Source organism: Arthrobacter sp. StoSoilB13, assembly GCF_019977255.1.
Taxonomy (GTDB): Bacteria; Actinomycetota; Actinomycetes; order Actinomycetales; family Micrococcaceae; genus Arthrobacter.
On the sequence record NZ_AP024649.1, the window covers coordinates 724,408 to 737,641 of the forward strand.

At 62.1% G+C, this 13,234-nt stretch carries 8 protein-coding genes and 1 pseudogene; 6 read left to right on the forward strand and 3 right to left on the reverse strand.

Going from position 1 to position 13,234, the window contains the following annotated elements; translation table 11 throughout:
• Positions 1-7 precede the first annotated feature (7 nt).
• Together iolD and LDP01_RS21995 are read left to right on the forward strand one after the other, a co-directional pair.
• Complete coding sequence (gene iolD / locus LDP01_RS21990) at positions 8-1,969, forward strand: 3D-(3,5/4)-trihydroxycyclohexane-1,2-dione acylhydrolase (decyclizing) (RefSeq protein WP_224094210.1); 1,962 nt, start codon at positions 8-10, stop codon at positions 1,967-1,969.
• Positions 1,970-2,047: 78 nt separating this feature from the next.
• Positions 2,048-3,403 carry an NAD-dependent succinate-semialdehyde dehydrogenase gene (locus tag LDP01_RS21995; protein ID WP_224094211.1) on the forward strand — a complete coding sequence of 452 codons (1,356 nt, stop codon included), beginning with the start codon at positions 2,048-2,050 and terminating at the stop codon, positions 3,401-3,403.
• 87 nt (positions 3,404-3,490) lie between these two features.
• On the opposite strand, the gene LDP01_RS22000 is transcribed toward LDP01_RS21995, so the two are convergent.
• Together LDP01_RS22000 and LDP01_RS22005 are read right to left on the reverse strand one after the other, a co-directional pair.
• Positions 3,491-5,287: a flavin-containing monooxygenase gene (locus tag LDP01_RS22000; RefSeq protein ID WP_224094212.1), complete on the reverse strand. Its 1,797-nt coding sequence runs from the start codon at positions 5,285-5,287 to the stop codon at positions 3,491-3,493.
• Between the two features lie 73 nt (positions 5,288-5,360).
• Positions 5,361-6,110 (reverse strand): glucose 1-dehydrogenase, encoded by a 750-nt coding sequence (locus LDP01_RS22005; protein ID WP_224094213.1) that lies wholly within the window; start codon positions 6,108-6,110, stop codon positions 5,361-5,363.
• A 238-nt stretch (positions 6,111-6,348) separates the two neighbouring features.
• Here LDP01_RS22005 and LDP01_RS22010 point away from each other — a divergent pair, with 238 nt between their 5' ends.
• The 4 genes from LDP01_RS22010 to LDP01_RS22025 all read left to right on the forward strand — a co-directional run bounded on the left by LDP01_RS22010 (position 6,349) and on the right by LDP01_RS22025 (position 11,913).
• Complete coding sequence (locus LDP01_RS22010; protein ID WP_224094214.1) at positions 6,349-6,786, forward strand: SDR family oxidoreductase; 438 nt, start codon at positions 6,349-6,351, stop codon at positions 6,784-6,786.
• Between the two features lie 60 nt (positions 6,787-6,846).
• A complete protein-coding gene (locus LDP01_RS22015; protein WP_224094215.1) occupies positions 6,847-8,376 on the forward strand; it encodes an aldehyde dehydrogenase family protein in 1,530 nt (509 codons plus the stop codon).
• Between the two features lie 36 nt (positions 8,377-8,412).
• The gene (locus LDP01_RS22020; RefSeq protein ID WP_224094216.1) at positions 8,413-10,242 is read left to right on the forward strand and encodes a sigma-54-dependent Fis family transcriptional regulator; all 1,830 of its coding nucleotides are present in this window, start codon (positions 8,413-8,415) and stop codon (positions 10,240-10,242) included.
• A 198-nt stretch (positions 10,243-10,440) separates the two neighbouring features.
• Positions 10,441-11,913 (forward strand): APC family permease, encoded by a 1,473-nt coding sequence (locus LDP01_RS22025; RefSeq protein WP_224094217.1) that lies wholly within the window; start codon positions 10,441-10,443, stop codon positions 11,911-11,913.
• Between the two features lie 87 nt (positions 11,914-12,000).
• Here the strand turns inward: LDP01_RS22025 and LDP01_RS22030 are convergent.
• Positions 12,001-13,139 (reverse strand): annotated as a pseudogene (locus LDP01_RS22030) (Gfo/Idh/MocA family protein).
• Positions 13,140-13,234 lie beyond the last annotated feature (95 nt).

Consider the following 13,234-nt stretch of genomic DNA (forward strand, 5'->3'; position numbering starts at 1 on the left):
AGAACGCATGACTAGCACAGCCGCTGCTGATCTCGGCACCGAGGTCAATATCGCAGCCGATAAAAAGGCCGTCCGCCGCCGCACTGTCGCACAAGCGATCGTCGAGTATTTGCAGGTCCAGTACAGCGAGCTGGACGGCGAGAAACGGCGCCTGATCGCCGGCATGTACGGCATCTTCGGCCATGGCAACTCCGTGGGCCTGGCCCAAGGCATCGACGAATACGGCGTGGACTTCCCGCACTACCAAGGAAAAAACGAGCAGTCCATGGTCCACGCGGCCATCGGCTTCGCCAAGGCTTCCAACCGAGCGGCCACGCTGGCCTGCACGGCCTCCGCCGGACCGGGATCCACTAACATGATCTCCGGCGCCGCCACAGCCACCACCAACCGACTCCCTGTGCTGCTGTTCCCCGCGGACATCATCAACAACCGGTTCGGCGACCCCGTGCTGCAGCAGATCGAACACCCCGTTGAGCGCGACGTGTCCGCCAACGACTGCTTCCGTCCCGTCAGCCGGTACTTCGACCGGATCACCCACCCGGCCCAGCTGCTGTCCACCCTCCCCGAGGCCATGCGCGTCCTCACCGATCCTGTGGAAACCGGCGCCGTGGTGGTTTGCCTGCCGCAGGACATCCAGGGCGCCGAATTCGACTTCCCGGAGTCCTTCTTCACCCCGCGCGTCTGGCACATCCGCCGGCGTCCCGCCGTCGAGGATGAGCTCCGCGACGCCGCAGAAATCATCCGCAACGCCAAGCGACCGCTGCTGATCGCCGGTGGCGGCGTCCGCTACTCCAAGGCACAGGAAGAACTGGCACGCTTCAGCGCCGAGTTCGGCATCCCGGTGTCCGAGACCTACGCCGGCAAGGGCAGCGGACCCATCACCGACCTTAACGTCGGGGCATTGGGTGTGACCGGAACTGTGGGCGCCAACGAGATTGCCGACGGTGCGGATGTTGTGGTCACCGTGGGCTCCCGCCTGCAGGACTTCATCACGGCCTCGCACTCGCTGTTCCAGAACCCGGACGTGAAGTTCGTGAACCTCAACGTGGGTTCGTTCGACGCCCACAAGATGGGCTCGTTCCCCGTCATCGGTGACGCCAGGCTGAACCTGGCCGCCCTGCGCGAGCGGCTCGCCGCCGTCGGGTACTCGACGTCGGACGAGTTCCGCAGCGACGTGGCGGACGCACGCAAGGCCACGCTGGAAGTTCGCAAGCACGATCTCCAGGATTTCGCCGGTGAACTGATGAGCCAGGCACAGGTGATCGACGTGCTCAACAGGCGCACCACCAACGAGGACGCCCTTATTTTGGGCTCTGGCGGCGTGGTTGAAGGCATCCACAAGGCGTGGGATCCCTCCAACGGCACCGAAATTCACTTTGAATACGCCAACTCCTGCATGGGCCATGAGATCCCGGCCGGCCTCGGCTACCGTTTGGCCCGTCCCGATGCGCCGGGCGAGGTATATGTCCTGATCGGTGACGGTACCTACTTCATGCAGCCAACCGAACTGGTCACGGCTGTCCAGGAACGCAAGAAGATCATCACCATCGTCATCGACAACCGCGGACACCAGTGCATCTGGCCCCTCCAGGTTGCCAAGGGCGGTCCGGGCCGCGAATTTGGCACCCAGTACCGGGAACGCAGCAAAGAGTCCGGCCGACTGGACGGGGCCATCCTCGACTTCGACATCGCGGCCAACGCGGCCAGCATGGGTTGTGCTGCTTGGTCCACGACGACGATCGAGGAGTTCTCGGCCGCCCTCACCGAGGCGAAGGAAGTCGAAGGTCCTGCTGTGATCGTGGCCCGGGTGGAGCCGTGGCGCTATCTTTCCGGCAACGGCGCCTTCTGGGACGTTGGAGCTCCGATGACCTCGGAGCGACCCGACACCCTGGAGGGTATCGCCAAGCACCTCAAGGGCCGTGAGCGTCAGCGCTTCTACGCTGCCACCACCGCACCTGAAACGCGCTAAGCGCACCGGGCGGGACCGCTCCATCCGGCGGTCCCGCCCGTCTCTTTTACGGGATTTATTGACCAAGGAGCATTCATCATGAGCGCATTTGCCGTTACTGATCCGGCCACCGGAACCATTCACGCCGAGTACCCCGCAGCCACCGACGCAGAAGTCGAGGCCGGACTCAGCGCAGCCCAGAAGACCTACCAGGACTGGTCACGCACCACTACGGTCGCCGAACGCGCGGCCATGGCCAAGCGCCTCGCGGACCTGTTCGTTGCGCGCAAGGACAAGCTTGCCGCCATCATCAACCGCGAAATGGGCAAGCCGCTGCAGCAGGCCGTAGGCGAAGCGGAGTTTTCCGGTTCCATCGCTTCGGCCTTCGCTGAAAACGCTGAAGAATGGCTGGCCGATGAGGAACTCGAGGTTGCTGACGGGCTGAGGAGCTTCTTCCGTTACCAGGGCCTCGGCGTGATCCTGGGCATCATGCCGTGGAACTACCCCTACTATCAGGTGGCACGGTTCGCGATTCCAAATATCATCCTGGGCAACACGGTGATCGTCCGCCACGCCAGCCAGTGCCCGGAGTCGGCGTTGGCCTTGGAGGAACTCTTCCGCGATGCAGGCTTCCCGGAGGGTGCCTACGTCAACCTCTTTGCCACGCACCAGCAGATCTCGGACATCATTGCCGATGACCGTGTGCAGGGTGTCTCGCTCACCGGTTCCGAGCAGGTGGGAGCGATCGTCGCTGAGCAGGCCGGACGCGCGTTGAAGAAGTGCGTCCTCGAGCTTGGTGGAGCCGACGTGTTCCTGGTTCTGGACACTGACGACGTGGACCTCGCGGTGAAGAAGGCCGTCATGGGCCGCATGGGCAACACGGGGCAGTCGTGCAACGGTTCCAAGAGGATCGTGGTGCTGGACAAGTACTTCGACGAGTTCTCGGAGAAGTTCAAGGCCGCCATTGCTGGCCAGTCCTACGAGAACGGCGATTTCGGCCCGATGTCCTCCGATTCAGCCACCAAGTTCCTGGCTTCCCAGGTGCAGGGTGCGCTGGACCAGGGCGCCGAAATCCTGGTGGGCAACAATGAGCCAAAGGGCAACGTGTTTACCCCGACGGTGATCACCAACATCACCCCGTCCATGGACGTCTACAGCGAGGAACTGTTCGGTCCCGTTGCACAGCTCTACAAGGTCAGCACCGACGATGAAGCGATCAAGCTCGCGAATTCCTCGCCGTATGGCCTTGGTTCCGTGGTGATTTGCGACGACGTCGACCGCGCCGAGCGCGTCGGCAATCAGCTCGACGTCGGCATGGTGTTCGTAGGTGCCTACGACCTCAGCGGTGCGGACGTGCCATTCGGTGGAGTCAAGAAGTCCGGTTACGGCCGGGAACTGGGCAAGGTGGGCATCCTGGAGTTTGCCAACAAGAAGCTGTTCCGCTTCGCCAAGTAGTTTTCAGCGCACAAGTTTCAGCGCAGCACAAAGGAGGCCGGATCATCGCGATCCGGCCTCCTTCCTGGCTTTTAGCAGCAAGCTGCCTTATTGCTCCTGCTCTGTGTACGGCATAGTGCCAGCCTCCATCGCTGCCAGCTGCAGCGCAAGCAGTTTGGAGTAGAACCTGCCGTCGCCGATGCCGAGGGAAACCATGAACCACAGCTGGTCCACCGCGGTTCGCCGCCACAACCGGCCATATTCGCGGTCCGCACCCACCTTGGCGAACTCTCCGACCCGGTCAGCGATGTCATCACCGAGGACCTGGCGGACCACCGATGGAGCACCTTGGTAACCAGTAGCGAATACAACGACGTCAGCCTCCAGGCTGCGATCACCGTCCAGCAGGACCCCGCTGGAGCTGAGGCCCTCCACGCTGCCGTGACGCAACTTGATGGTTCCATCGATGATCAGTTCGGAAGCGCCGGCGTTGTAGTAATAGCCGGTTCCGTTAAGGCCAAAGATCAACCCCAAGACTCCTTGTCCGTCCGGGCCGTCGCTCAGTTCGAAGCCGGCTTCAATCAGGCCGTCCAACAGTTCCCGGTCCATCGCCTTGACCAGCTCAACATGTTTAGGTCCGTGTGCGGGGAGTGCTCCGAAAGGCGTTGAAGCGTTGATGAGGTCGGCTTCTTCGGTGCTGTATTTTCCGCTGACGTGGTTCGCATGCATCACCTTGTGGAAAGTGGAGGTGTTCATGACAAAGGTTCCGGACCGCTGGATCATGGTGACGTCGACGCCGTGCTCGGCCAGATCCTGTGCGATGTCGTGCCCGCTGACGCCGGAGCCGACAACCACGGCACGCTTTCCCTGCCATTCTGCATGGCCCCTGTAGTCCACGGCGTGCATGACGGTGCCTTCGAACTCCGATCGTCCGGGTACCTCCGGAATGTTTGGTGCAGCGTTCATCCCGGTGGCGAAAACCAGGTGCCTGGGGTTGATCCTGCGCTGCTTCCCTTGCCGGTTGAGGTCGACGATCCACCGCCGGGATGGTTCATCGAACTCCGCGGCGTCTACTGTGGTGCCGGTCCAGACGGCCAAATCCAGGAGTGTCGCGTAGCTCTCCAGGAAGTCTCCCAACTTGTCCTTGGGAGTGAAGCGGGGCCACGTCGATGGGAATGGAAGATACGGCAAATGGTCGGAAGCCAGCGGAGTGTGGAGCGCCAGCGAACTGTACCGTTTACGCCAGTTGTCCCCAACGCGCTCGTTCGGTTCCAGAACCAAGGCGGGAATCCCAAGGGCCCTCAGGCGTGCTGCCAGCATGAGCCCGTTGTGCCCTGCGCCGAGGATGACAACGTCAGGCTCCTGCTGGGTGAACTCGGGGTCGAGTCCGTCCTGCCAGCCAACGCGGTTCCGGACCGGCCCGTGGGTTTTTCCGCTCGGTCGGGCGTCGAGATGGCACTCGGGGTGGCTGTCCACGGCGTCGAGGGCCAACACGAGGGTCGCCGCGAGCCAGGTTCCGTCGTCGTCCTGCTGCACCAAGCGGACGTGGCCGAACCCGTTGCCTGCGCTGTTCCTGAACTGCAGGAAAGCGGAGATGGCGCCGGGAGTTCCCTCCTCGACAACCACCGATGCGTTGCCCGGCCGCACCTGGATCGACGTCGGCCGGTCTGCTGCGGGAACGGTGAGGCAGGTGGAGATCTCCTGGTGTCCGATTGCATTGCGGAAATCCCAGGACAGGGCCAGGAGGTCACGGACAACGCCGTCGGGCAGGAAAAGGTCCGCAGCGGCGGCGACGTCCTGCGAGGACAAAGCATTCGTGAGCTGTCCCACCCATTCATGCACGATCATGCGGGGTGTTGTGGTGGAGCCCGGCTCCATTGCCGGGGCTATGGCTACATCAGTCATGAGTGCCGATTCCTTTGTGTGTGTCATGTGTATGGTCTCTTTCACTGTGGCGTCCGTAGACGAGCCGCCCTCATTACTGCGCGGTGTATCCGCCGTCGATCAGCAGGTCCGCCCCGGTGATGTAGCTGGCTTCGTCGCTTGCCAGGTACAGGACGCCATAGCTCACCTCTATGGGCTGAGCGGCCCGCTTCATGGGGGTAGCGTTGCTGAACTCCTTGTTGGACTCCTCGCCCTCTTCCTCAGCCATGGGCGTCATCACAAGTCCCGGCGAAACGGAATTGATACGCACGCCACGGTGCGCGTATTCCATGGCAGCGGCACGGGTCATCATCTTCACGGCCCCTTTCGAGGCCTGGTAGGAGAAGCCTCCGGGGTTGCCGACGGTGCCATTGATGGAGCACGTGTTGACGATTGCGCCGCCGCCGCTTCGCTCAATCGCAGGTGCACCATGCTTAAGGCCAAGAAAGACGCCCTGTTGGTTGATCGCGGTGGTCTTGGACCAGCCGTCCAGGCCTTCATCTTCGACAGACTTCATGGTTCCGACGATTCCGGCGTTGTTGATCAGGATGTCGACGCGCCCCCACCGCTCTTCCGCTGCCGCTACTACGGATTTCCATTCGTCTTCGGAAGCAACGTTCAGATGCAGGTAATGGACATCGTGCCCGGAGTTTCGGAGATCATTGGCTACTGCCTCGCCGACGTCGTCCAGCATGTCGGTGACGAGTACCGAAGCGCCTTCTTGTGCGAAGAGGCGTGCGTGGGACTCGCCCTGTCCTCTGGCGCCGCCAGTGATGATGGTTACCTTGCCTTGCACACGGCCCATGAGTCTCTCCTTTGGTTTGGATGATGTGAAGTGCTTCACGCTTGGGAAGACGTTACTGCTGCCACTTGACGGGATTTGTGTCAGAAAGAGACATTTTCGCCTCAGGATCCGGGCAGGGCATGGCGACAGTGCGCGCTCTGGCGGGCGAGGGGCAAATGTCGTTGCGGCAGACATTGATGAAGCCGGGCTGGATCGACTGGAAAGAGAGAACGTGCAAATCTCCACCCATCGTTGTGACATGAGCAAACCTGCTGACGTGGAGCGGCTCGTTGCCACGGCAGAAGAGACATTCTGGGGCTCGGTCAACTCGATGGTGGCCGAACCCGACATCGCCGCATATTCCGCATCTAAAGGAGCGGTGCTGATGCTCACTAAATCCGTGGCGGTCGAATACGCCAAGGACAACATCAGGGCTAACTGCCTGTGCCCCGGCGGCGTCCGTACTCCCATGGTTGCCGGTTTTTTCGACGAGGAGTTCCTCAAGGACGAACAAGCCCAGCGCGCCTACCAGCCGCTCGGCCTGATCAGCCCGGAGGAAGTAGCGGACGTCGCAGTGTTCCTGGTTTCGGACGAATCACGAAAGATGACGGGTTCTGCCGTCATGGTCGATGCGGGCTATAGGCCATCTGAACAGATGTCCCACCTTGGGACAGTAGGCGCTGCCCTGGCTGCGTAATCTCGACAGAACCATCCCGCCCGTCGGGGCGCAAACAATCCATAGAGGAGCAATCACGCGATGACGATTGACCAGCAACAGGCCTTCGCAGCCCGGATGACGGAACAACGACGCAGCCGCCACACAACAGTTCCCCACGTCATCGCGGGACAGGAATATTTTGAAGGCGCGCTCCTGCAGCGGGAAGACCCCAGCAACCCCAGCTCGGTGGTCAGTGCCTGCCACGACGCACCGGATGAACTCGTCAAGCTGGCTGTTCAGTCGAGCCGTGATGCCCAGCGTGAATGGTCCCGGGTTCCGGCCGCACAGCGCATTGAACACGTTCGTCGGGCCATTCCCTTCATTGAGGAGCGCCTCGAGGAGTGGGCGGTCCGGGTGGCCCTTGAGATCGGCAAGCCCTACGCGGGTGCAAGGGCCGAAGGCGCAGAAGTTCTTGAAATCCTCCGGCAGTACGCCGATTACGCGTCGGCTCCAGGAGCCTTTGAGGATCAACGCGAAGACGACTCGTCCGGACTGGCCAACGAATCCGTGCTTCGGCCCTACGGCGTGTTCGGCGTCATCACACCGTTCAACTACCCGATTGTCCAGGCTGCAGGTCCAGCCATTGCTGCGCTGATCGCGGGCAACGGAGTGGTGGTCAAGACATCGCATGATGGTCCGTGGTCCGGGCACGCCGTATATGAGCTCTGCGAGGCAATGGGACTCCCTCGGGGGTTGGTGAACGTGGTCCACGGAGGCGACAGTCCCGGACGGGCGTTGGTCGCCTCGGACATCGACGGCATCTGCTTCACGGGTTCGGTGGTCGTAGGGAAGTCGATCCTGGGGGACTTCGCCTCCGGGCCGTATCCCCGCCCCGTCATTGCCGAAATGGGCGGCAAGAATCCGGTAATTGTCACTGATACGGCTGATTTGGAACAGGCCGCCGACGGCATCGTCTTCTCGGCATTCGACCTCAGTGGGCAAAAGTGCAGCGCGCTGTCCCGGGTGTTGGTTACCCCTTCCGCCCACGACAAACTGGTGGAGCTCGTAGGGGAGAGAGTCAGGGACCTGAAGGCCGGCGACCCTGTGGATGCAGGTGTGTTCGCGGGTCCCGTTGTTTCTGCCGAGGCCGTGGATCGCTACGCCGGACTGCTGGCAACGGCCCGCGGTGAAGAATTCCACGTGGAGACCGGCAAGGCCCAGGATGGCGGCTACTTTGTTCCGGCCACTGTGGTCTCCGGAGTGCCCGCAACTCATCACTTGGCCACCAAGGAGCACTTCCTGCCCTTCCTGACCATCAGCAAGGTGCCCACTTTCGAAGCGGCCTTGGCGGCCGCCAACAACACAGAAATGGGTCTGACGGCGGGAATCTACACCGGTGACGAGGCAGAAGCGCGGGAGTTCCTTGACCGTGTCGAGGCCGGCTGTGTGGACGTGAACGTCCCGGGCCATGCCACGACCGGGTGGTGGCCGGGACCGCAGACCTTTGGCGGTTGGAAGGCGAGCGGTACGACCGGGAAACAGACACTCGGGAAGTGGTACTTCCAGCTGTTCGGCCGCCAGCAGGCGCGGAAACTTCCCGCTCACCTGCAGCACCTGCTCCAGCACTGACATCAGCCCAGCCACTATCGGGAAAGCAGGCACGGCATGGCTTCGAAGGACGTTTCATGGCTCCCTACGGCTTCTTCGCTGCGCGTGGGCGGGACGCCCAACGCGGAAATTCAGTCGCTCAGGGAACGTTTCCTGACAGAACCCGGAGCGACGGACCTGAGCAGTCTGAGGCCGGTCATTGCCAGATCCTGGCAGCGGAGCCTGGCCTGCAATGTAACGGCCACCTCGCCGTTTCTGCAGGCTGCTGTCCACCAGGCCGACGAGCAGTTGCTCGCTGCTGCCGAACCCGTCCTGACCGAACTCGAACGTCTGTGCAGCGACTCCGGGGGGCTGGTGGTGCTTACTGACGCAGAAGGCACATTGGCCGTCTTTCGCGGAGATGCCACAGAACGTCGAAAGGCGGAGCTGTTGTTTCCGAGCCTGGGAGCGCAGATGGCCGAGGACCTGATTGGAACCAACTCCGACGGAACTGTCCTTGAGGAAGGCGAAGCAGTACAGGTCTGGGGCGCCGAACACTTCAATGAGGCGCTCCAGAACAGTTACTGCACGTCTGCTCCCATCCGTGATCCGATACGCCGCTCCGTCAGGGGTGTCCTGGGCTTGATGTTGCCCGAGAAGCTGGCACGCAACACGGACCCCGGCTCTGTTCTCCTGACCGTCCATGGGGCGGCCGCGGACATCACCAGGAGGCTGGCGGAACGACTCGCGGCGCGGGAGCAGGCGCTGATGTCCGAATACCTGAAGGAGATCCGGAAACGCGGAGCAGATGCTGTGGTGGCGATGGATGAACGCACCACCATCGCAAGCCGGAGTGCCCTGCGCATGCTGGATCCCAGCGATTTCGCGGTACTCGCGGCCCTGGCGCGGGAAGCCGAACAGCGGGACGGCCTGTCCCAGCACCGCCTGAATGTCAGCACTGGCAGGGAGGTGCAGCTTCACATCCGTCCCATGGATTTCCGCGAATCAGGCTCTGGCGGAGCGTCCGTGATGCGCGTCCAGGTGCCGTCCGTCTCGCTAGGTGTGCGGGCGGCGCCAACTGCCCGTGAACCCCAAGCGCAGTTCGACGGGATGGTTGGAACCAGCCGGGCCTTCAAGAGGGCCCTTGGTGCTGCGGCTGCAGCCGTGAGCAGGCGGATGCCTGCTCACATCATCGGCGAACAAGGAAGCGGTAAGCGAACTTTGGCGGAGGCCATGGCCGGTCGCCTGTCGAGGGAGACGCGAGTATTCGACTTTACCCAAAGGCCTGCCCGGGCCACTGTTGACGACGTTGATGCTGCCCTTGAGCAAGGGGCGGCGGTTATCCTCCACAGGGCAGACAAGTGCCCGCCGCATTTCCTGGACGACTTGGGAGGTCTGCTCCACGTCCTGGAGCAACCCCAACTTATCCTGACTGCCGGCGCCGTCGGCGATGATCTCCTGCCGGTGCTGTCTGCGTTGAGAGGCATTGAGGTTGCCATGCCACCTCTTCGTGACCGGCGTGAGGATATCGTCGGGCTGGCGTCGCATCTGCTAAGGAGAGCGGTCGGCAGGGAGGTCCGAATGTCACCGAAGTTGCGGGATGCACTGGTGGCCGCGGACTGGCCGGGCAACGTGCGGCAACTCCGCGACCTGGTTGAATCCGCTGCCTCACGGTCCCTCAGCGGAGAACTGCACCTGTCGGATCTCAACGCAGTGCAGCTGCGTGGACTCGGCACCATGCCGCTTACCCGTTTGGAAGAAGCGGAGCTTCAGCAGATCAGGGCCGCGCTCGCCGAGGCATCAGGTAACCGCGTTCGGGCCGCCTCACTGCTGGGGATCGGAAGGTCCACGCTTTACCGCAAGATCGAGTCATATGAAGCCAAGGGGTTCGATCTGGCGCTGGGCTGATGTCCCTATCTGACGGTTGCGTGGTCCGGAATGCATCATCCTGGCACAGTTCCAGTGCCGTTCGAAGATCACAATCTAGGAACTGACCCGAATCCGGTTGAATCTACCCTCTGGTCATAGCAGCACGGCCAATCGGCCGCTCTTTCACCCAACACAGCGCGAGTCAACGGTGACTCCACTCCTCCGAGGAGAAAACACGTGAAACAAGAACTCCCCGTCCAACGCGAAGCAGCGGACGAACCAGAAGTCAGTGAAACCCGATCGTCGACATATCAGCTCAGGGGCCGGATGGGAACCACCGGACTCCTCTTCACAGTGCTGGCCTTCACAGCTCCCCTGGGCGTCGTCTTCGGCTTTGTCTCTGTGAACATCTCCTTTGGGATAGGAGTCCCGATCGCTTTCGTCGCGGTCGCTGTCCTGATGGCACTATTTGCGATGGGATTCACTGGAATGACCAAGGCCATACCGCGGCCTGGAGCTTTTTACACCTACATCCGCGAGGGTTTGGGCCGTCCCTTCGGCTTGGGGGGATCTTTCCTTGCACTGGTCACCTACGGCTTCAACGTGACATCCTGCATTGTTGTTTCCGGCATTGCCGTGAACAACCTGCTTGGTGCTTTCGTCGATGGCGTGTCAACGCCGTGGTGGCTGTGGAGCATGGTGATGTTCGGCATCGCTTGGGTGCTGAGCTACTTCAATGTGGAGCTCTCCGCCAAGGTCCTCTCAGTCATCCTGGCCGTCGAAGTCCTTTCGGTAGCTGTCTTTGACATCGTCATCATTTCCAACGGAGGACCAGAGGGCCCGTCCTTCGAACCTTGGAACCCCTCCAACCTCTTCACCCCAACCATCGGCGTCCTCCTGTTGTTCAGCATCGGAGTGTTTAACGGGTTTGAAGCCACGGCCATCTACAGGGATGAGGTCAAGAAGCCGGCCATCACCATTCCCCGGGCCACCTTCCTGGCCGTTGCCTTCCTGGGAATCTTCTACGCTGTTTCAGCCTTTGCCCTCATCCTGTCAGCGGGAACATCACAGGCAGTGGCGGTCGCTGGGGCGGACCCCACGGCCATGATGCCAGACGCGCTACTGCGCTACTTCGGAGCCTTCGCCAACCAGGTCATCGCCATCCTGCTGGTCACCAGCTTCTTTGCCTCAGGCCTGTCCCTCCAGAACATCCTTTCCCGTTACACCCACTCCCTTGCCGTCGATGGCATCTTTCCGAGGTCCATCGCGGCAGTGCACCTCAAGCATGGGTCTCCGCACCGCGCCGCTGTGACAGTTGGTGCCGTTCTCCTGCTTGTCCTGCTGGTCCTGGTCCTCTCGGGCGGTGACGAGAATTCCCTGTATGCCGCGGCGGCCGGCGTTGCGTTCTATGGGATGCTGCTTTTGCTCTGCCTGACGGCCATTGCGGTCATAGTGTATTTTCGCAGGAACAAGTCCTCGATGTCGTTCTGGCGGACGCTGATCGCCCCGATCGTGGCGCTGGCAGGGATTGGGTTCGCTTTGTTGACAGCTTCCTTCAATATGGAGCTGTTAGTGGCCGGGGATCCGCTCCTGCTGACGGTTCTGCTTCTGATCCCCTACGCGTCGATAGTCGCCGGGATCTTCCTGGCGCTGGTCCTCAGAAGCCGGAAGCCGAATACGTACGTTCGGATTGGACGCGCTCTGGACTAAGGCGGCCCGCCCTAAACAGGCTCGAAAAACTTAATCACAAGAGGAGGCCGGATCATCGCGATCCGGCCTCCTCCTTGTCCCAGGGGCTTAGGCTCCGTAGGTCGTGTTTCCGGAGACTTCCGGAATCTCCACCCAGTCACCGGAACCGGCGCTCTTCAGCGAGGCATCCACCAGTTCGGATGCCGACCACCCGTCAGCCACCGAGGGGCCTAGCTGCTTGCCTTCGGCCACGGACCGCAGGAAGAGCGCGGGCCCTCGATGGTCTTGAGGTCGTTGAAGCCAATGCCCGGACCGGGACCCGGCTGGAAGCGCCCGAATTCGCCGTAGGACGGCGGAGTCATGATGGTCCGGTATCCACTGCGGTCCGTGGCGAGTTCCAACTGGTTCATCCGTTCGAAGTTCCAGCGCAGCGAGCCCTCCGTGCCATACACCTCGATGATGTACTCGGCGTGCGGGCCAATGGCTACACGGGTGGATTCGAACATGCCGATCGCGCCGCCTTCAAAACGGGCCAGCATGGCGGTGTAGTCCTCGTTCTCCACTTCGCGGGTCACGTCCGAGGCCTTGCCCATGTCGAAGGAGTTGGAGGAGTTGCCGTCGGGCAGCGGGCGATCCTTGATGAATGTTTCGGTGACGGCGTTGAGCGACGTGATCCGGCCCACCAGGAACTGCGCCAGGTCGAAGCCGTGGCTCAGGACGTCGCCGAGGACTCCCGAACCGGCCCGAGCCTGCTCGTAACGCCACGTGAACACCTGCGTGGGGTCGGAGGCATAGCCGGTGAGCAGGCGGATCTGCACGTTGGTGATACGGCCGAGCGCGCCGGAGCGGATAAGCCGCCTGGCTTCTGCCACCGCAGGCGCATGCCGGTAATTGAAGCCCACCGAGGTGATCAGCCCAGCGGCTTCTGCGCCCTGGGCAATTTCGCGGGATTCCTGGGCGCTCCGGCCCATGGGCTTCTCGATCCAGAAATGCTTGCCAGCCTCGATGGTGGCCAAGGCGATTTCGTGGTGCAGGAAGTTCGGGGAACAGATCGAAACGACGTCAACGTCCGGGTTCTCGAGCACCTTGCGGTAGTCCGTGGCCGTTTCCTTGTAACCGAGCGCGTCCTCGGCGTGGTGACGGCCGGCGTCGTCGGGGTCTGCGGCGATCACAAGCTCAGGGTGGCGTGGCAGTTCAGGGAAGAACTGCTTGGTGGCGAGGTAGGCGCGGGAATGCAGGCGCCCCATCCACCCCACCGAGATGAGGCCAACGCCAATGCGGTTCTGGTCTTTCAAAGTGGACTCCTTAGTTTTGCCGCTCTCCGGCGGTGCTGTGCCGCACA

Coding starts and splice junctions, on each gene's coding strand:
- iolD (WP_224094210.1), top strand. CDS start 8: ATGACTAGCACAGCCGCTGCTGATCTCGGCACCGAGGTCAATATCGCA.
- LDP01_RS21995 (WP_224094211.1), top strand. CDS start 2,048: ATGAGCGCATTTGCCGTTACTGATCCGGCCACCGGAACCATTCACGCC.
- LDP01_RS22000 (WP_224094212.1), bottom strand. CDS start 5,287: ATGACTGATGTAGCCATAGCCCCGGCAATGGAGCCGGGCTCCACCACA.
- LDP01_RS22005 (WP_224094213.1), bottom strand. CDS start 6,110: ATGGGCCGTGTGCAAGGCAAGGTAACCATCATCACTGGCGGCGCCAGA.
- LDP01_RS22010 (WP_224094214.1), top strand. CDS start 6,349: ATGAGCAAACCTGCTGACGTGGAGCGGCTCGTTGCCACGGCAGAAGAG.
- LDP01_RS22015 (WP_224094215.1), top strand. CDS start 6,847: ATGACGATTGACCAGCAACAGGCCTTCGCAGCCCGGATGACGGAACAA.
- LDP01_RS22020 (WP_224094216.1), top strand. CDS start 8,413: ATGGCTTCGAAGGACGTTTCATGGCTCCCTACGGCTTCTTCGCTGCGC.